Source organism: Lentisphaera araneosa HTCC2155 (genome assembly GCF_000170755.1).
Lineage (GTDB): Bacteria > Verrucomicrobiota > Lentisphaeria > Lentisphaerales > Lentisphaeraceae > Lentisphaera > Lentisphaera araneosa.
Genome location: NZ_ABCK01000019.1, coordinates 16239 through 33822 on the forward strand (window position 1 = coordinate 16239; position 17584 = coordinate 33822).

Sequence of the window (17584 nt, forward strand, 5' to 3'; positions counted from 1 at the left end):
TATGCGGCCTCTCACGCTTTTGGGCGTAAGAAGCTTTTATTTAAACAACAGGAGTAAGATATGATTCAATTTAAGTACAATGAACTGCAACAAATTAAAACCAATTTTGCTCGAGTACTCAGCAAGAGTAGTAACAAATTTCTCAGTCAGGTTTGTGTCGAAATTTTTGCTAAGGGCTTTCAACTCACGGCAACTAATCTGAGTGAAACGCTTGTGTACCGTTCTAAAGAACAGGGGGGTACGCCGAGTGAATTTCTCATTAGCCCCGAGACACTCAAAAGAATCGTTGCGGGCATGAAACGTGGCGACTCAGTGGTGCTTCGTTATGAAGAAGAAAAACTTCAAGTGAAATTCTCTAATGGGATGAGTTTAAGCTATCTCACGATTGATTCAGTCAATTACCCCGAAACATTAAGTGAACTCAAATCAACTGAGGGCTTAGATGCAAGTGATTTAATTGTTAATTACCGTCGTGCATACAACACAGCATCGACTGATCCGGCTAAAGATGTGCTCAATAGCATTTTCTTTGACTCGGAGGCACATAAGCTTGTGGCTACTGATGGTCGGCGCTTATTAAATATTAAAACTGAATTACAAGTTAAGCAAGATACCCTCATTCCTCTAACGAAGGTGTTGAAAGTCTCTAAGATTTTCGAAGAGGAGAGTTTAATCAAAGTGGATCATAAAACGATTCAGATTGCGAACTCATCCTGGTTGTATCAGTGTCAGCAAGTTGAGGGGGGGTATCCAAACTGGCGAACGGTCGTTCCCGAGAGCTACGAATCGACAATTGACTTAAGTGGCTGCGAATTGGCTTTCTTTTGCGACACTATTCGTCAGCTTCAGTCTGATAAAGGTGAGCATAGTCTACATTGGCATGACAATAAATTAATCTTTGCGGTGAACGATGAAAGTGGTCAACGCGCCGCAAGTATTGTTGGTGCTCAAAGTAATGACTCACCCAAGTCTTTTGCAGTCGATCCAAACTTCTTATTAGATGCATTAATTGCAGCTCATGGAGACGTCCAAATTCATCTTACCGATGCTAGTTCTCCGATCTGTATAAGTTCATCCAATACCCAAAGTGTAATCATGCCGAAGCGTGGATCCGACTTCAAAGTTATTAAGGCGCACATTCAAGAAAAGTATGGCGCGCCAAAAGCTAAAGAAACTTCAACAAAAACAATTCAACAAAAGGAAAATCCCATTATGAATGAAAACACAGAAGTAAGTGCTATTGAAGAGATTAATCAAACGATTGAACATCTCCTAGAAATCCAGGCTGAGGCTAAGTCCAAGGCTGATGAAGCGCACAAGTTGATCCGTGACTCTCAAGCCGGATTAAAATCATTGGCGCGCCAGCTCAAAGCCTATGAGAAAGATACTCTAAAGAAACTCAAGGAGTATCAGCAAACTCAGGTCCTGATTAGTAAACTGCAAAAAGTAGCCGCTTAGGTATTTGCCAAAGCATTCAATTAATCAGTATCAACTAAGCCGGTAGGATCATCACGATCCTATCGGCTTTTTATTTAAAAAAGGAAAAATCATTATGTTAAAGATCAATATCAGTTTTAGTAAAAAGGTCCCAGGCCAAGAACAATATAGCTCTAACTCGTTTTATGGCAGTCTTGAAAAAGACATCCCTGAAAACCTAAGTAATCATGAAGTTCAACAAGCCTTTCGTGATGCTTATGAATTACTTGAAAATACGGTTGAACAGGAAATTGCGCATTATGCTAATAAGCAAAATATCCCGCTTAAACACCCTGTAGCTCCACAAGTTAACTCAACACTAGCGACACAAAATGCAAAATCAGGGCGTCAGTACTCAGGAGTCCAAAATACCCCGTCACAAATATCTCAAAAGCAAGCAACGTTTTTAAATCGTCTTGGTGCCGAGCGTGGATTAAGTCAAGAACAAGTCGATGCTATGGCCTTGAATCAATTCGGTGTCGAATCCATTTGGAAGATCTCTAAGAAGCAGGCGTCACAGCTCATTGAACAGCTACAGAATCAGAGGGCTGCTTAATGAATACTGAACTTAACTTTGCTGAATTGCGCAAGGATCCCCACTGGAGTTTTTCCGCACTGAATTCGATCCTCAATATTTGTTCGATGCAGTATGCTTTTGGTCGTATCTATAAGGAGATACCAGAGTTCGTGCCGATGAATTTAGTGTTCGGCAAAGCTTTTCATCGAGGAGCAAGTTATCTCTATAATCTGCATAAAGATATGCAAGAACCCGAGGAGAATGAGTTGAATGACTTTTTCGCTCACGCTCTTCAGACTGAGGTTAATGACTCGCGCTTTGATGTGCCTCTTGCCGAAGGTAAGGAAATCGATGATTATATATTGAAGGGTCAGGAGATGCTCCAGGCCTTAGCCGAGAATCTTGATCCCGATGATGAAGTTGTCGATACTGATGTTCCCTTTAGGGTCAATCTGCCTGGTTCAAAACCACTCATCGGTGAGTTTGATGCCGTGGTGGAGAACAAGGGACGTATTATTATTGTGGACTTTAAGACTTCCGCCTCCAAATGGCCTGCGATTAAATGCCATAAAGACCTTCAAGCGACGGCTTACTTGTACGCTTTGCGCCAGGGGATAGATAGTCGTGAATCGCTCTTTAGATACGACGTTATCACCAAGGCTAAGACTCCGACTGTAACACGCTACATGACCAATCGTACTCAAACGGATTTTAATCGTTTCATCCAGTTGGTGCATATGGCAGATAGAGTCGTTGAGCAAGAGATGTACTACCCACATGAAACTAGCTTTGCTTGTGGCGGATGTCAGTACTCTGGAGCTTGTACTTCTTGGCAGACTTGTCAGGCGGGAAAAGCTCAGCAAGTGGCATGAGTATTTATCAAAAAAAATAAGGACGATCAGATGAATATCCAAAATTTGTTATTACCCATGAACAAGAAGCTCAATGAAATTCTAGCGGCGATTATTATTGACAATGATCTCGGGCGAACAGCTTTTACGCTGAATTTTCGCGACCCAAGCTATTCCGCTGACTCGGGTGGGTTCCACACAGTAGAATTACGTGTGAATGAACAAGAACTTATTCAGTACATCACTGATTTTGCATATGTTGGCCACGGTCCATACGCTGAACTTGTGAAAGAAATTGACTTCGGTTTTCAACACAAGAGATTTACTCACATCGGACGTAATTACCCCATCGCTCATGGAGCGGAACTCTTCAAGATTTGGCAAAAGAATTTTGTAGCTTATTACAATATGGGGATTTATGACCTTGAGGTCAATTCAAGCTAATTCCAAAGAACATATTCTCTAACCAAGCCCGGACAGTTAAACGCTGCCCGGGTTTTTATTATTAACCCACAAACAAATGGAGGTGCGCCATGCGTATCACTGCCAATACCCTAAATAAGCAAGTTCTTCAAATGGAGCTGCCATTTCAAAGTTTTATCAATGGTGCGCTTACAAGCCACCTCGTGAATGAAGAAATAGATCCTATTGAATTGCTTTATAATGAACTACCCGCAACTGAATGCTTACAAGTCATGGAAGATGATCAACTCTGCTATGAGTTGGAAGCGGCTTGCTTAAGAGCCAGTAGCTATCAATGCAAGGATGAAAAATTAGATTATTTAACGCCTATAAAAATTAAGCTTAATCAGCAAGATGTGGCTCAGTGTAAACAATTGCTTTTTCCCTTACATGGCATGCGCCTAATACATTCTCCTGATAAACCGAGGAGTGCCTAATGCAGCCAGAACTGATTAAGTTCCCCGTAAAGGAACACTGGGCTTATGAGGTAAAAGCTGTTCGTCAGCCTGTACCAGGTCTAAAACCTGTTCAGGCGAATCAACCAGAGGCCGTGTTTGATTTTCTCAAAACGATTGGGGTCGCGGATGAAGCGCAAGAAGTTTTTATCGTCCTTGTTTTAAATACTAAGAACTTCATTACTGGCTACTGCGAAGTGAGTCGTGGCTTAGTTGACCGCACGCACGTAGCCTGTCGAGAGGTGTTTCGTCCAGCTTTGATTAACGGCGCGAGTAAAATAATCGTGGTTCATAATCACCCCTCGGGAGTCCTTACTCCATCTCATCAGGATCGAACAATAACTAATAACTTACAAGAGGCTGGCGAACTGCTCGGCGTTGAGGTCATTGACCACCTGATTGTGGGCTATTGCTTAAACAAACAAAAACATCATTTCCTGAGTTTTCGGCAGGAAGGATTCATGTCAATATCAAAACAACAAGCCGCCTAAGGAGGTGAATTATGGGTGCTGAATTTAACTATTACACCTACAGAGGAAGTAAATCTGAACTTTTAGAACATCATCGAGAATTGCAAGTAGAAGAGTGTGAGCAATACGGGAATGATACATATGCTGGGCACATTGGAATCATGCCCTTGGGTGTTGAATTCGTAGAAATTAAACCGTTCGCTTCTGAAGCGGAGGCACGTGATTATCTTGAGGCTGAGCACTGCAAGTGGGATAGGGCAATGGCCATACCATTCGTAGGTGAGGGCAATATATTTGATAAGGCTTCTCAAAAGATCATGGATCAATGCTGTAAAGCTAAGCGTGAACTTGTGACTTTAGAAGCTGATTTACTACTCAAAATTCGTAGAACTAAATCCAAGACAATTGGCTGTAAGAAATGTGGCAGTTCCATAAGTAGACTGTACATCACAAATACGGACTGCCCAGTTTGTGGGAAGCGCGAATCTTTTTACAGCAAGACTCAAATGGATCGTATCAAGCGTAAGCGTGAGAAGTTCAAGAGCCTCAAGTCAAAACCATTAAGAAGAACGAAAGTTCAAGTCATTCACTTAGTGGGAGGTGTCCCTCATGACCTGTAATAACTCAGCTCTTTTAGCTTCCTTCATTTTAATACTTCGTAAAATCATGGTTGAGCAAACTACGATTGACGAGGTCGTGAGGGCTGTGCTGAAGATGTCTGAACCTGAGATGACTATTGTCATTGATGAGGATGAAGAAATTAGAGTCATCACTGAGTTATTGAGTAGTGAAGCCATTCTTATCTTTGATAGATGGCAGCAAGAAGCGCTGATCCATTATAAAAAAAGTTGTATGAAATCACAAGTGAATCATACAAAAACCAACAAGAAACAAAAGGAGAATACTATGAAAAATCCAAAATGTCCGGGCTGTTCTAAACACATGAAGATTTTGCCTAAAAACGAACCCGAATTTAAGAAATGGGGTGGTCGTCTGTGTGGGACGGCAGGCATTTTTCGCGTCTTAAATAACGTAAAACCCTTAAGCCCAATTCTAGGTGTCGTTGGCCACGCCGCATTATCAGGAGCGTCTTTTTACTTAGCAGGTAGAGAGCTCGGTAAACGTGCAGGTCAGTATGTTGACTCTCATCTCGACAATCGCTTCGTATGCTACACCTGTAATATCATCAAGGGTGATTGTGAGAACAAAGTTGAACCCATGGGTTCTGAGGCCTTAGCTGATGAAACAGAGACGGGAAAGACTGCGTAGGAGGGGATGCTATGAAAAAGAATTGCGTATGTCCTATTTGCTCAAGGCGTTTACACGCTATGGAAAGAGTTAAGGCTCAATCTAGTTTGAGAAATTCAGGCTTAAAATCTAGGATTGATTCTTTCCTCACATTACTTAGTGGCGCTGATGAAAATAAATGGATCTGCGTCCATTGCCGAAAGGTATTTACTCTATAAAAGATAAGTCAGATAGAAAACTAAAAGACTCTTTGACTTTAAAGGTCATGAGTTATATTGAACGACATAATTTTAGATTCTATCTAATGATTTTCGTTCCGGAAGAAATCGACCAAATTTATACACACGGACGAAAACAAGAGATAGGTCACGCCCCAATTTAGGGCGTGACTTGTTTTGCGTGTACTCGTGTGTGGGTTCTTGGTCGAACCTCTTCTGGGCTACATAAGAAGCAAGCCACGCTCTTTTTCTTTGGGATGAGGGGCTGGTTTTTAATAAAAAAACCAGAAGGAAAGTTAAAATGAATACAAATAACATAATAAAACACTCGTTGAAAGCAGTCATGCTCTTTGGACTATTGGTTTCATTGCTGACAAGTTGTGGTGATTCTAATGTAACATTGGTCAAGGATGGAACAATGAATAGCTATCCTCAAGGGACTATAGGTAATGTTCTAGATGCTAATTTTGATTCTACAGATTGGTCGAGTGAAGAAAAGGGGGGGAAGACTTTTGTGAACTTCAGCGGTGAGATAAGTGAAGGTCTTCGCGCTAAAGCTCTGGCAAAAGATTACCCTAAAGGGGTTGAAACGCATAAGAATATCCGAGAAAGTATTGTACGAAGCAACATGTCTCAGAAATTCATGGAAGAGCTAAAGATTCTTCAAGCCAATCGACCTCAAGTAGAGGGGATATCTCAAACTAAAAAGCTAGAAGCTGAACTTAATATTTTAAGATCTAAGCTAAAAGAGGTATCAGAGAAGCTATACTTTGTAAGAACAAATGAACTCCCTCAATCATTGAACGGAAATAACCCTAAATACGAAGCGCAAAAAGCTGTGTATGATAAAAAGCTTAAACCTATGGAGCTTGAAGTTCAAAGAATGAAAGAGAAGAGTAGTGAATTAAATCAGAAGTTGTATGATTTAAGAAGAGCGATGCAAAAAGAAGGTCAAAATCTCGGGAAAGAATTCCGTTTAGCACAAGAAGTTTTAGTGAAAAACCTCTTTGCAGAATACCTAGAAACAGGTTTTTATAAAGAGGGAGAAATAATTTCATTAAAATGGGTTGTTCATCCAAACGATGAAAGTTTTGAGTTAATTGAATTCTCATCCGATACAGTAGCAACAAGTAGTTCAATTTTCAGAGTGGCTTTCTCTGACTAATTGACTAAAAAAGGAAGGCAATCATCATTGGTTGTCTTTTTTTAGTTTTTGATATAAAGCAAAACTCTTTCTATAAAACCCTTGATCTCGCGACATTTTCATGATGCTCCTAGTTCTCATTTCAAGCTGTCAGCACATCTCTATAGGCAAGGGCATAATGCCCTGCTAAGCATAAAAAATTTCAACTTCAGGAGCTACATGAAAATCGTGTTTTGTAATTGAGCGATTGACTGTTAATTGTGAAAGACGTCTTACACGACCAATAGCTGTGTAGGTAAGGCCATTATATTTCATTTCGGTAGCTAACTCAATATGGACAGGTCCGTCAAATTCCATACCTTGACTACGAGTGATGGTAATTGCATGAGCAAGGGCAATTGGGAATTGTTGAACTTGAGCTTCATTATTGATATTGTCTTTATAATAATAACGTTTAACTGCAACATCGTCACCTCTGTCCAAAGAAACAATGATTGTTGAAGATGAGACTTTTTTAACAATACCTGTATCTCCATTAACGTATTTATATTGACCTTCTCTATTTTTTACATTAGCTGTGATCAATACCTTGGAACCAATTTTTAAATTAATGATTCGGTCAACCTCTTGTTCCTCGTAATTGAACTTACCATTATTCTCAATAGCCTTAAGCGTGATGGTGGAGCCTTTAAGTATTTTTTCTTTAGCTTCGTTAATTCGTTTCACTTGCTTACGTGTAGCACAGAGGCAGATGGCATTATCAGGAGGCGTTGAACTTTCTCGCACTTTCTCGTTAAAGAACTTGATGGGGTCAAGGCTGAACCCTGGGCCAACTTGCATCACTTTTAATGTTTTCTCTCGAAAGCATTTAAGTAAATGTTTTTCGTAAGGGCAAATTTGTCGATAGTTTTGGATTAGTTCAATTCTTTTAAATCTAGCTGAAATCCAAGAAGCACTATGGAAAGGGAAAAGAGATCCGTAATGCTTATAATATTCTCTATATTCTGTAGGGCTAAGAATTGCGGAACCCTGAGCCATATCACCTACCATAATGATCTGAACACCACCAAAAGGTTTTTGTGGATCTTGTAGTTGTCTAAGCCTTCTGTCAACGTGTAACAGGGTGTCTGGTCTTATACGACTTGATTCATCAAAAATTAGTATTTCGATTGAAGAAAGGAATCGTTCTTGCTCTACTGATAACTTAGGGAGGACTTGATCAGGTTTTAGTATTTCCAATGGTAATGCAAAGGCGCTGTGGATTGTGATTCCACCAACTAGTCGTGCTGCTGACGCTGACGGAGAAACAATTAATGTTTTTCTCTTAGTAAGAGCTATCGCTTCTTTGATGATACGAGATTTACCTGTTCCTCCAGGGCCGTCAATATTAACGCTAATACCTTCAAGGATCATAGACAAAGCTATCAGTTGTTCTTTGTTAAATCGTTCTCCGAACATAAGAGATAAGGCTTCAGTTGAAGGTTCGTGGATCTCAGTCTTCTTGGGAAGAGAGGACGTGCTCCAGCAATTGTTATTTTTATCAAAACAGTCTGAGGTTCTTGATTTCGCAAGGTAGAGGGATTGCCTAATCGCGGAGTTTAGGAAGAAGAGGAAATCTTTTGATGGATAGCTTAAGCCGTTTTCTTTATCTTCCTTGGTGAGGTAGTTGTATTGGTCTAGGCGTATTCCGTTTTCTTCATTATGACTTCTGTAGCTAACTAAGCCATTATTGTAGAACTTAATTCCTTTTTTCTTGTCTTCTTCTGTTACGGGATCAAAGAAATTATTCCAGATTCTTTTAGCAGTAAGTACAGCTGATTTCTTATTGTTTACTTTCTGTCCGTCTAGGAGAATGAAGAGGTGATAGTGGCCGTGATCACTAGAGTCTTTTTCTCGCTTCCACGCATAGATGATTTCGCCGTAGGGGCTGAAGGTACTCATTTTCTTTGAATATGCTTTTAGTTCTTTTTTGTAGTATTGGCGAATCATGTATTGTCTGAAATCTTTTAGGAATTGGTTTAATAAACCTTGTTCATTATAGAGAATTTCGTTGGCAGGGAACTTGAGGTCAAGACGAATAAAGATGTTGCGCTTGCGACTTAGTGCTTTGATAAAGAGTTGGAAAATAACATTTCCAAATATAAATAATTTATGGTTTTTTTTCATGGGATTATCCTATAAGATATAAAATAAAAAAGCCTTAGAGAAATACTGGATTTCATCTAAGGCTTATAGATCCTTCATAATCATTTTGGGATGATTGTTGAAGGTTATTAATATCTTATTGTTATGTGTTTATATGTGAGTGAATTTATGTCTTTATATTTATTGTATTATACTTACCAAATAGTCATCCAAGTCAGAATCCCTAGTGTGTCGGAATAAATTATGATGTTGAGATGATTATGGTGAGTAAGTTAGTTACATATCATGGTTGTGAGGGTGTCTAAATTTCAAAATATTGAGCTCAAAACTGAGAGGAATATTTAGCATTTCAGTATCTCTACATTATATTGTATATATTATCTGAAAATATTTATTTAAAATAGTGGGGCTGGTGAATTTTAGAGTGGTTCATTCTCTGAAAGGTTTAAGTGTTGATTGTATAGTGCGTATCAAGCTATAGGCTTAAAAACTAAAAAATAGGCAATGTTTTAAAAAGACATAATTAAAACTTTTGGCTACTCACAATAGTCTGCCTCTTCATATCCTGTAGATCTTTCATAACTAGTATGAATGAATAGTACTAAAACAAGTGTAATTTATTGTTTATAAGTTAGTTAGGTGTTTTGTTGTTCTTTGTTTAAAGGTCTTGGCTATTGTCATAAGTAGTTCTTTTCTAATTCTTTATTTGACTTCACAAAATTAGATTTTCGAGACTACCTAAAGCCCTTGCATATAGCTTCAGTCTCATCCCATGGGATCTCTACTTTGACTGCCAATCGACCAAATTGATCTTTTGTAGTTACAAATATAATATTAGATTCATTATACGGTTTGAACTCAAACTCCGCTTTACATAAAAAATCATCTAAAGTTTCGTTGTCATTCATTTGGATCGGGTTCCTAAATATACCATTTGGAATGTTAAGTTTTTCTAAAATAACGTGTATGTGCGTTTGATAAGAATCGTATATAATTACTTTTTTATATTTGATATCAATAGTGCCTTGACCATAAAAAGATAAGTATGATTTATGGTGTTGGGTACTATAATGCGTGTTTGGATTGATTATTTTAGTAAATGCAAAAATGATGTCATCATTCGATGAAGTATTCAAGTCAATAGCAGGGGTATTGTTTATGACTAAAACTCCTCGTGTGATAAGGTTTTTCAAATAAAATATTTTACCACTATAAGCCGTGTCAGTTTTTATACATGAATCAATGAATGGGTTTGGAGCACTATATACTTGCATCTTAGAATTCTTTAATGATGATAAAAAACCGTTATTTCTGACATCGTCAATGGAAATCATTTTACATGAGAAGTTCTGTGTCATGTATTGTGCTATTTCTAATTCTTTGGCGAATTGTTTTTCATAAAGTGATTTTATGTTTTTATTTAAATCAATTTTGTGGTGACACTTTAGTGTTGTGTATGCCCTTATTATAACTTCATAAAGAGATGCTGTTTTTTGTTGATCTAAACTTCCATGTTTTAATTTCGAGTAACTAATTATTTTTTTGTTACTAATTTTAGTTACATCACTAAGAGATATATCACCTAGATATTTTTTTAAAATACATGGAATCTTTTGATAGTATTCACGGGTGTGTTTTTTTAAGAAATCAACTATTACTTTAGGGACTCTCTGGTCATCTTTTATAGGGATTAAATGTTTTTTCAGACAGGGATCTGTGGCGAGTATATCGTATATTTTACTTTTTATAGTTGTCCTATTCTTGAATGCCAAATTATAAAACGTTGTCCATGAAATACCTAAATCACGGGCACGTTGGTGTAAGCTCTTATCTTCACTTACCTTACTTTGAATTATTTCTCTGGCTTCATCGGTTACAAAATATTCCATTATTAACTCCATTTTTCTAATTCATTCTATAGTTCGTTATTAAATAATCTAACGAACCAAAATGAATATGCAAATACTTTGTCTTAAGAGTTTTATGATATTATTTATTATTAATATTAAATAATAAAGGAACTATATGGATACTTCAAATATTAGTGATGACAGTCTTACCGCTATCGCGTTGATTTTAAAAGATCAAATAAAGGGGGTAAGAGCTGATGTCATCAAAAATGCCCTAGAACATTATGAACCTAACGGGCCACCAAGTTCTATAAAATCATCTCCTAATCTGATAACGGTAAAAGAAGCAGCAAAAAGACTGAGTGTCAGTGAACGTTTTATCTATACGTTGATCGATCAAGGTTCTCTTCGCCGCATTAAGATCAATCGTGCATGTCGGTTATTAGAGTCCGATATCTCCTTACTGATTGAACAGAGATTAATTCAAGGAGGTGATGAATAAGTCAACAAAATAATGAAAAAACTAATCAAATAGAACCAACAAGAAATTTAATTATAGGAGCTAAATATGATACGAAGTGACAAGGGTGAGATTAGTCTCGTCTCCTCTCCATCGCCACATCATCCATGGCAAAACGCTATTATCGCTAGAGGTGGATTTAAACAAGATAAGGCAGCTATAAAGCAAAAGATCAAAATAGGGAAAGTCAACCAAGCTGCTATGTCATCTATTTCTGACAAGAATAGATTTCGTAAACTGTTTCCGCGTGCTGAACCACATCCATTTTATTATCGAATTGGTCCATTTCGAATAATACGTAAAAATTATGACGCTCAAGCTCCTGATAGGTGGGGAAATTCAATAAATTGCCAGCTTCTTCCAGGCACCGTTATCGTTGAAACACCTTATGGCTTAGAAGCGTTGGTGACACCCCCATGTATATCACCATTAATCTTTCTATTTATGCTTGAATATGAAATTGTCTCGCCTGTCGATGCAATTAACAGCATGGCTAAAGACCTTGGTTTTTCTGATGACCTTAAATCTGTATTACGCCTACCTCAGAATAGCTGGTTTCGCAGTGTTCAACCTAAGCACCATCAAATTGGTGTAGCGCTAAATATAGAATCTAACCCTATAACTACAGGAGTAGTTTTATGAAAAAGAAAAAAATAATGAAGAAATACGAATTATTAAAATCAAAATATGAGGATTCTAAAGCGAAGTTAGATAGTGATTTCTCTATAGATAATAAACCCAATATGCTGCTTAATGCCCTGCCGTCCACACCTTGTCACTCCTGGTCTACTCGGGCATATACTTTTTATGATGAAGACGGACGTTTATGCTACTACGTTAACGAAGATATAAATGGTAGCAGTGTTGTTCAGACTCCAGTTGCGGTACATAGCTCAGGAAACCTAAACTTTGAGCATAAAAATGCCTCCACGTTAGAAACTAATCGTTTGCTAAATTCACCAGAAATAGTTAAAAATCTTGAAGCTGAACTCATAGTTTCTCCAGTTCTGTTCTACGCAGATTATATGCAATGGAACATAAGGTCTACTAAACGTACAGACGTAGTTTACAGTAGTTGGTGGGGAGATGTGGAGACCGTTGATGCGTTAGATATCTCCCCACTGAGTGGGCGTAGAGTTCGTCTCGTGTTACATACTGGTAGCGAACTGGATGATGACAATGCCTACACGGCCATTGCCAAACTATATCTACAAATCAAAGATCATGCTCAAGTGAGCTTTTCACACATTGATCATGTTAATATGCAGGAGGTGATCTGATGGATTACGACGAATTTAAAAAACGCTGTGAAAAATTGGGTTTAAATCCTGATAAATTAGAATCCTTTAGTGCTAATAAAGGATCTATGGAAGCTAATAAACTAAGGAGTTCTGATGAGATAGTAAATCCTGGGATTGCCATCGAAGATCTGGCTTTGGCCATAGGTATTATGATGGTGATAGCACCCCCTAAAATCGGTAAATCTTCTTGGCTACATAGTCTTTTAGAGAAGATGTCAAAGGGCGAAAAATTAAATAGACGTGAGCTTAAAAAACTTCGTTGCCTTTTAGTTGATAGTGAATCGGGGCAATATGGTTTGTCTCGAAAAGGACTCAGTGAGAAGCAAAGTGATGAATTCCACATTCTCAGTGTCGCCGATATGCTTGCTGAATCAGTTGGCAAAAGAGTCGATATACTTAATCTTGTTTTCGATCAAATTGAGGAGTATGTCATCAAGTATCAAATTGACGTAGTCGCATTAGATGCAGTGTATTCCTTCATTAATGAGAATTCAAAAAAAGAGGTTCAGGCGTTACTGAAGCGAGTCATTAAACTCAAGTCCATGGGCAAGCTTGTTGTTTTAGTTCACCATACACGAAAAGATGTAAAGCAATCTACTAACCTCTTCGCCAATATGGCCGGACACAGTGATCTACAGCGCAACTTTAACCTCGGTGTACTACTCAAGAAGACCGATCAGCACATCGTTGATGAAAGCGGTAAACAGCGACCTGTAGTTGAGTTCATTTATGAGTGTCGTGATTTCGATACTCCCGATTCGGACTTTATGTACTTGGGGTCAGACCGTGAGTTCCATATCTGTAGCCTTGAGACGCTTGTGGATGATCGCTATGCGGAGTTGCCCGCGGGAGATATCCCACTGGCTAAATTCATCACCACTAACTTACCTGCAGTTGCCTCTGAAGCTCTGGAGACCACGGTGGTGATCGACATGATGGATGACGATGAGAGTATCGGTTGGACGCGCGAAACGCTCAAGAAGAAATTGCCTGAATGGGAAGCCCATGGCTACCTCCGAACCATCGGCAAGTCACCAAAGCGCTACTACATCGGTAAGAAACTCGAAGAATAATCAACCCAATCAACCCAATCAACCCAATCAACCCAGCACCTAGCTGGGATGGTTAAATTCATTAAGGATTCATATCATGAAAAATAGAATAAAACAACTTATTAAGCACTTACAAAATGGCCTGTTAGAAAGAGAAGAAATTATTGCTCTGATTCTACTAGGAGCAATAACCCGTTCTCATATTTTTATGCTTGGCGTTCCTGGTACCGCTAAAAGCCTTGGTGCACGTCGTGCCAGTTTTGCTTTTAAAGATGTTAATTATTTTGAAACATTGATGCACCGCTTTAGTACACCGGAGGAGGTCTTTGGGCCGATTTCACTTAATCAATTGAAGCAGGATAAGTATATACGCATGATTGTGGGGTATCTTCCAGATGCGGAAATTGCCTTCCTAGATGAAATTTGGAAAAGTTCGCCATCCGTACTCAATACGTTGTTGACGGTCACAAATGAACGTCTTTTTCGTAATGGAAATAAGAGTATTAAAGTCCCGCTAATCTCTATGGTAACGGCTTCAAATGAAACACCTGAGCCAGGACAAGGGCTTGAAGCCCTCTATGATCGCATGCTGATCAGGCTATCAGTCTCACCTCTCCGTAGAAAGAATAATTTTGAAAAACTTTTACAGGGTTCAGTTGTAGAGGTTGATACCCGTATACCCGAAGAGTTGGCGATTTCAGTTGAGGAAATTGACGCTTGGCAAGCACCGATTCAAAGTGTGAAGATCTCCAATGAGACCTGGGACGTAATTCACTTGATTCGACATGAGATTCAACAGTTGCCCGACGAACAGGAAGTTGAAGTCTCTGATCGTCGTTGGAAGAGTGCTGCCTCGTTACTCAAAGCTTCAGCTTTCTTCTGTGACCGCAGTGCCACTAATCATGCTGATGTGCTTTTACTCCGTCACTGTCTTTGGAGTACAGAGGAAAATTATAAGCCGATACAGAAGATTGTTGAAAAAGCTGTTAGAGACTGCGGAATCAACATTGATATAGACCTTTCTTTAATAGATGTAACTATGAATGATCTGGAGTCGGAAATTAATGATGAACTCATTATGGATGATGATATTTATATGACTGAAATCATCGACGATCAAGAGTATTTTAAGAGTAGTATAGAGACTATAGATGGGCCAGGAATTGAAGTGTTAATTGATGCTAAATATATCAAAAAGGATGAGGAGTTTAATCCCTGTGATCTCAATGGTAATATTTACGAAGATTTAGTTTGCAACTTCCACAAACAACGTAGTTGTAAGCTCAGCGGTGGCTACACTGACGAGTATGATGATTACTATGATGTCGATGCGGAATTCACGGCTCAGACCATTATTGAAAAGGGGACTCGACGCACTGACTTTGATATCGGTTACGTTCAGTCGTTGTGTGATCAGGTTGGAGATGTGAAAGTCCGTCTCGGTGAGAACCTAGAATACCTTCAAAGTAAAATTGTCGTCGCTAAGGACGAGCTTAATACGCCCTTTGTCCCTGAACAGGTGTGTAAGGTTGCGATCAAGGGAATGCACGATCAGAAGGATGGCCTAATGTTGCGCATTAAAGAATGTGACTGCCTTATCAGCATGTGCGAGGAGTCACTCTTATGACAGCCACCGAAAATATTGAAGAGTCGATTCAGAATGATTACGGGGACTTGCTTGAACGGTTCCCTGCATTAACTCGTGAAGTGAATCGAACCCTTGAAGAGAAGGCTGGAGAATGGGAGCAAACACTTGCCGAAGAGAATCCGTTTAGTAGTGACTGGAATACTCTTCAGGCTTCTGAAAAATGGCTTACAGAAGGAAAGTTGGGCAACGATTGTCTGAAGTCTTCTGTAAATCAGTTTCATGAGTTTCGAGCTAAATGCCAACTTCCTGATCTGAAGAGTTACTGGAATCAGGAGTTGTCTCAGATAAACGATCAACCTGGTAATGTTAATGTCCTGCCTCAGTTTCTTATTTCGCAGTGGCATAAGAGCCTTAGAGACCTGCAATCCACTTGGAAGCAGGAACGGCTTGATAACTTGCAGAATGAAACTCAGCAAGAAATGAATGACTGGATGGATAATCTCAACGACATCGCCGATGAACTGGAGAAGCTGGATCTCGATCCGGAAGATGTTTTTGATTTTGCCTCTGGAGCTGGTGCTGGTGGAGATGGCCCAAGCGAACTCAGTATACAAAACTTAGAGACTCTGAAGAAATGGCTGGGAACCCTGAAGAAGGACCCCGGTATTAAAGACCTTTGTAAGCTGCTTGGTAAACTCAAACAAGCTAAGTTAAATAAAATCAAACGTAGCCGAACCACGTCATCATCAGTGTCTAGTTCGAATTCATGTGAAGAAATATCCGGCATTAAATTCTCCAAAGAACTGGAGCATCTACTTCCATCTGAACTCGCGTTGCTCACCGATCCTGAGACTGAAATTATCTTCGATCTCAAATATGCTGAGTCAAGACTCATGGGCTTTGATATGAGTGGTATACAGACGGTCAGCAAGAAAGAAGAAATCGAAATGCCTGACGAGGAACAAGGACCGATGATCATTGCTGTTGATACAAGCGGTTCAATGTATGGAGCACCAGAAACTACAGCAAAAGCAATTACTTTATACATGGCTAAAACGTCTATGAAAGAGAATCGCAATTGTTATGTGATCGAGTTTTCAACTAAGATTAAGACCATCGACCTTGCGGGATCTAATAGATTGTCAGCTTTAATGAAGTTCCTGGAGATGTCGTTTAATGGTGGGACTGATGTCGAACCTGCCATTGAGCATGGCACTGAAGTGATGAACCAGGAAGGGTATAGAAATGCAGATATGTTGGTGGTATCGGATTTTATTTTAAATGACCTTGAACCACCCTTGGTAGACAAGATTCAACAGGCTAAAGCTAAAAATAATAGTTTCTACTCGCTCTGTATCGGTGACCACTTTCATAGTCATAAGAATCGGGAATACTTTGATAGGAAGTGGGTCTACAACCCAGATGGATCAAGTGTGACAGAGTTACTCAAGTTTGAGAACGGTAAACTTTCGTGATTAAATGGGAGTGGTATTGTTTAGATTTAAACGCTAAGTAGTTCTTATTTTGCTTCAAATTAGCCTCATTTTTCGATGTGGATTCTCAAGTCTTAATTTGCCATTTAAGAAGTTATTTAGCTGAAATCTACGCTTGCTCTCCTGGTTGTGTATCATAAATTTTATTATGATTTAATAAGGGTGCCTAAAAATGAGAACAGCTATTTATTGTCGAGTTTCAACGAGTGATCAAACGACGGAAAACCAGGTTTATGCAATCGAGAAATATTGTCACTTACGTGATATTCAAAAAGTTGAATTGTATGAAGATATTGTGTCTGGAGCTCAAGAGAGTAGGGAAGGGCTAGAGCGACTCAGAAATGATATACGAAAGGGTAGGTTTAAGACCTTAATCGTTTGGAAATTGGATCGTTTAGCTAGGTCGTCGATGCACCTTCTGGAACTACTAAGTTTCTTTCAGAAACACGGTGTGTCATTTGTGTCCGTTACAGAGAATGTAGACACGGTATCAGCTGCCGGAAAAATGTTAGTGACGTTCCTAGGAGCCATAGCAGAATTTGAGAGGGAACTCATACGCGAACGAGTCCACGCAGGACTCGAACGCGCTAGGCATAATAAGGTGAAATTGGGCCGTCCTCGTCGAGGTTTTGACCTAAAGAAAGCACTGAGATTACGAGCTGAGGGCATGGGGTATGACGAGATTGCGAAGTTAGTCGGTGCGTCTAAATCCACCGTATATCGAGGCTTGAAGGTCGTTTCAAAAACCCCTGTAAATTAAGCATGAGCTGTGCGGGCCAAAAACCCCGTTTCCA

The 17584-nt window shown here is 39.2% G+C and carries 18 protein-coding genes; 16 read left to right on the top strand and 2 right to left on the bottom strand.

The genetic code is table 11. The annotated features are described in order from the left end of the window. Positions 1–60: 60 nt before the first annotated feature. The 9 genes from LNTAR_RS17185 to LNTAR_RS17230 all read left to right on the top strand — a co-directional run bounded on the left by LNTAR_RS17185 (position 61) and on the right by LNTAR_RS17230 (position 6862). Positions 61–1458 (top strand): beta clamp domain-containing protein, encoded by a 1398-nt coding sequence (locus LNTAR_RS17185; protein WP_007280016.1) that lies wholly within the window; start codon positions 61–63, stop codon positions 1456–1458. A gap of 94 nt (positions 1459–1552) precedes the next feature. Then, positions 1553–2032 (top strand): hypothetical protein, encoded by a 480-nt coding sequence (locus tag LNTAR_RS17190; RefSeq protein ID WP_007280017.1) that lies wholly within the window; start codon positions 1553–1555, stop codon positions 2030–2032. Continuing rightward, positions 2032–2865: a RecB family exonuclease gene (locus LNTAR_RS17195; protein WP_007280018.1), complete on the top strand. Its 834-nt coding sequence runs from the start codon at positions 2032–2034 to the stop codon at positions 2863–2865. The genes LNTAR_RS17190 and LNTAR_RS17195 overlap by 1 nt, the downstream gene beginning before the upstream one ends. Positions 2866–2895: 30 nt before the next feature. Further along, entirely contained in the window at positions 2896–3288 is a 393-nt protein-coding gene (locus LNTAR_RS17200) for a DUF2787 family protein (protein ID WP_007280019.1), read from the top strand. An 89-nt stretch (positions 3289–3377) separates the two neighbouring features. Continuing rightward, on the top strand, positions 3378–3743 hold the full coding sequence (locus LNTAR_RS17205) for a hypothetical protein (RefSeq protein ID WP_007280020.1): 366 nt from the start codon (positions 3378–3380) through the stop codon (positions 3741–3743). Next, on the top strand, positions 3743–4252 hold the full coding sequence (locus LNTAR_RS26725) for a JAB domain-containing protein (protein WP_007280021.1): 510 nt from the start codon (positions 3743–3745) through the stop codon (positions 4250–4252). Before LNTAR_RS17205 ends, LNTAR_RS26725 begins: the two co-directional genes overlap by 1 nt. An 11-nt stretch (positions 4253–4263) precedes the next feature. After that, entirely contained in the window at positions 4264–4851 is a 588-nt protein-coding gene (locus LNTAR_RS17215) for a hypothetical protein (protein ID WP_007280022.1), read from the top strand. Further along, entirely contained in the window at positions 4841–5500 is a 660-nt protein-coding gene (locus LNTAR_RS17220; RefSeq protein WP_007280023.1) for a hypothetical protein, read from the top strand. Before LNTAR_RS17215 ends, LNTAR_RS17220 begins: the two co-directional genes overlap by 11 nt. Positions 5501–5998: 498 nt before the next feature. Next, on the top strand, positions 5999–6862 hold the full coding sequence (locus LNTAR_RS17230) for a hypothetical protein (protein ID WP_007280025.1): 864 nt from the start codon (positions 5999–6001) through the stop codon (positions 6860–6862). 165 nt (positions 6863–7027) lie between these two features. On the opposite strand, the gene LNTAR_RS17235 is transcribed toward LNTAR_RS17230, so the two are convergent. Together LNTAR_RS17235 and LNTAR_RS17240 are read right to left on the bottom strand one after the other, a co-directional pair. Next, positions 7028–9007, bottom strand: coding sequence for a YagK/YfjJ domain-containing protein (locus LNTAR_RS17235; RefSeq protein ID WP_007280026.1), 1980 nt, complete (start codon positions 9005–9007; stop codon positions 7028–7030). 713 nt (positions 9008–9720) lie between these two features. Beyond that, on the bottom strand, positions 9721–10875 hold the full coding sequence (locus LNTAR_RS17240) for a hypothetical protein (RefSeq protein ID WP_007280027.1): 1155 nt from the start codon (positions 10873–10875) through the stop codon (positions 9721–9723). 136 nt (positions 10876–11011) lie between these two features. Between LNTAR_RS17240 and LNTAR_RS17245 the strand changes: the two genes are divergently transcribed. The 7 genes from LNTAR_RS17245 to LNTAR_RS17275 all read left to right on the top strand — a co-directional run bounded on the left by LNTAR_RS17245 (position 11012) and on the right by LNTAR_RS17275 (position 17550). Continuing rightward, entirely contained in the window at positions 11012–11338 is a 327-nt protein-coding gene (locus LNTAR_RS17245) for a helix-turn-helix domain-containing protein (RefSeq protein WP_007280028.1), read from the top strand. Positions 11339–11404: 66 nt separating this feature from the next. Continuing rightward, a complete protein-coding gene (locus LNTAR_RS17250; RefSeq protein ID WP_007280029.1) occupies positions 11405–11998 on the top strand; it encodes a hypothetical protein in 594 nt (197 codons plus the stop codon). After that, complete coding sequence (locus LNTAR_RS17255; RefSeq protein WP_007280030.1) at positions 11995–12636, top strand: hypothetical protein; 642 nt, start codon at positions 11995–11997, stop codon at positions 12634–12636. The genes LNTAR_RS17250 and LNTAR_RS17255 overlap by 4 nt, the downstream gene beginning before the upstream one ends. Further along, positions 12636–13730, top strand: a complete 1095-nt coding sequence (locus LNTAR_RS17260; protein WP_007280031.1) for an AAA family ATPase — start codon at positions 12636–12638, stop codon at positions 13728–13730. The genes LNTAR_RS17255 and LNTAR_RS17260 overlap by 1 nt, the downstream gene beginning before the upstream one ends. Positions 13731–13806: 76 nt before the next feature. After that, a complete protein-coding gene (locus tag LNTAR_RS17265; protein WP_007280032.1) occupies positions 13807–15336 on the top strand; it encodes an AAA family ATPase in 1530 nt (509 codons plus the stop codon). Next, positions 15333–16772, top strand: a complete 1440-nt coding sequence (locus tag LNTAR_RS17270) for a VWA domain-containing protein (protein ID WP_007280033.1) — start codon at positions 15333–15335, stop codon at positions 16770–16772. Before LNTAR_RS17265 ends, LNTAR_RS17270 begins: the two co-directional genes overlap by 4 nt. 190 nt (positions 16773–16962) lie before the next feature. Next, complete coding sequence (locus LNTAR_RS17275) at positions 16963–17550, top strand: recombinase family protein (protein ID WP_007280034.1); 588 nt, start codon at positions 16963–16965, stop codon at positions 17548–17550. The last annotated feature ends 34 nt before the right edge of the window (positions 17551–17584 follow it).

What these genes read in the sequence shown, in the direction of transcription:
- LNTAR_RS17185 (WP_007280016.1), top strand. Translation starts at nt 61, where the DNA reads ATGATTCAATTTAAGTACAATGAACTGCAACAAATTAAAACCAATTTT.
- LNTAR_RS17190 (WP_007280017.1), top strand. Translation starts at nt 1,553, where the DNA reads ATGTTAAAGATCAATATCAGTTTTAGTAAAAAGGTCCCAGGCCAAGAA.
- LNTAR_RS17195 (WP_007280018.1), top strand. Translation starts at nt 2,032, where the DNA reads ATGAATACTGAACTTAACTTTGCTGAATTGCGCAAGGATCCCCACTGG.
- LNTAR_RS17200 (WP_007280019.1), top strand. Translation starts at nt 2,896, where the DNA reads ATGAATATCCAAAATTTGTTATTACCCATGAACAAGAAGCTCAATGAA.
- LNTAR_RS17205 (WP_007280020.1), top strand. Translation starts at nt 3,378, where the DNA reads ATGCGTATCACTGCCAATACCCTAAATAAGCAAGTTCTTCAAATGGAG.
- LNTAR_RS26725 (WP_007280021.1), top strand. Translation starts at nt 3,743, where the DNA reads ATGCAGCCAGAACTGATTAAGTTCCCCGTAAAGGAACACTGGGCTTAT.
- LNTAR_RS17215 (WP_007280022.1), top strand. Translation starts at nt 4,264, where the DNA reads ATGGGTGCTGAATTTAACTATTACACCTACAGAGGAAGTAAATCTGAA.
- LNTAR_RS17220 (WP_007280023.1), top strand. Translation starts at nt 4,841, where the DNA reads ATGACCTGTAATAACTCAGCTCTTTTAGCTTCCTTCATTTTAATACTT.
- LNTAR_RS17230 (WP_007280025.1), top strand. Translation starts at nt 5,999, where the DNA reads ATGAATACAAATAACATAATAAAACACTCGTTGAAAGCAGTCATGCTC.
- LNTAR_RS17235 (WP_007280026.1), bottom strand. Translation starts at nt 9,007, where the DNA reads ATGAAAAAAAACCATAAATTATTTATATTTGGAAATGTTATTTTCCAA.
- LNTAR_RS17240 (WP_007280027.1), bottom strand. Translation starts at nt 10,875, where the DNA reads ATGGAATATTTTGTAACCGATGAAGCCAGAGAAATAATTCAAAGTAAG.
- LNTAR_RS17245 (WP_007280028.1), top strand. Translation starts at nt 11,012, where the DNA reads ATGGATACTTCAAATATTAGTGATGACAGTCTTACCGCTATCGCGTTG.
- LNTAR_RS17250 (WP_007280029.1), top strand. Translation starts at nt 11,405, where the DNA reads ATGATACGAAGTGACAAGGGTGAGATTAGTCTCGTCTCCTCTCCATCG.
- LNTAR_RS17255 (WP_007280030.1), top strand. Translation starts at nt 11,995, where the DNA reads ATGAAAAAGAAAAAAATAATGAAGAAATACGAATTATTAAAATCAAAA.
- LNTAR_RS17260 (WP_007280031.1), top strand. Translation starts at nt 12,636, where the DNA reads ATGGATTACGACGAATTTAAAAAACGCTGTGAAAAATTGGGTTTAAAT.
- LNTAR_RS17265 (WP_007280032.1), top strand. Translation starts at nt 13,807, where the DNA reads ATGAAAAATAGAATAAAACAACTTATTAAGCACTTACAAAATGGCCTG.
- LNTAR_RS17270 (WP_007280033.1), top strand. Translation starts at nt 15,333, where the DNA reads ATGACAGCCACCGAAAATATTGAAGAGTCGATTCAGAATGATTACGGG.
- LNTAR_RS17275 (WP_007280034.1), top strand. Translation starts at nt 16,963, where the DNA reads ATGAGAACAGCTATTTATTGTCGAGTTTCAACGAGTGATCAAACGACG.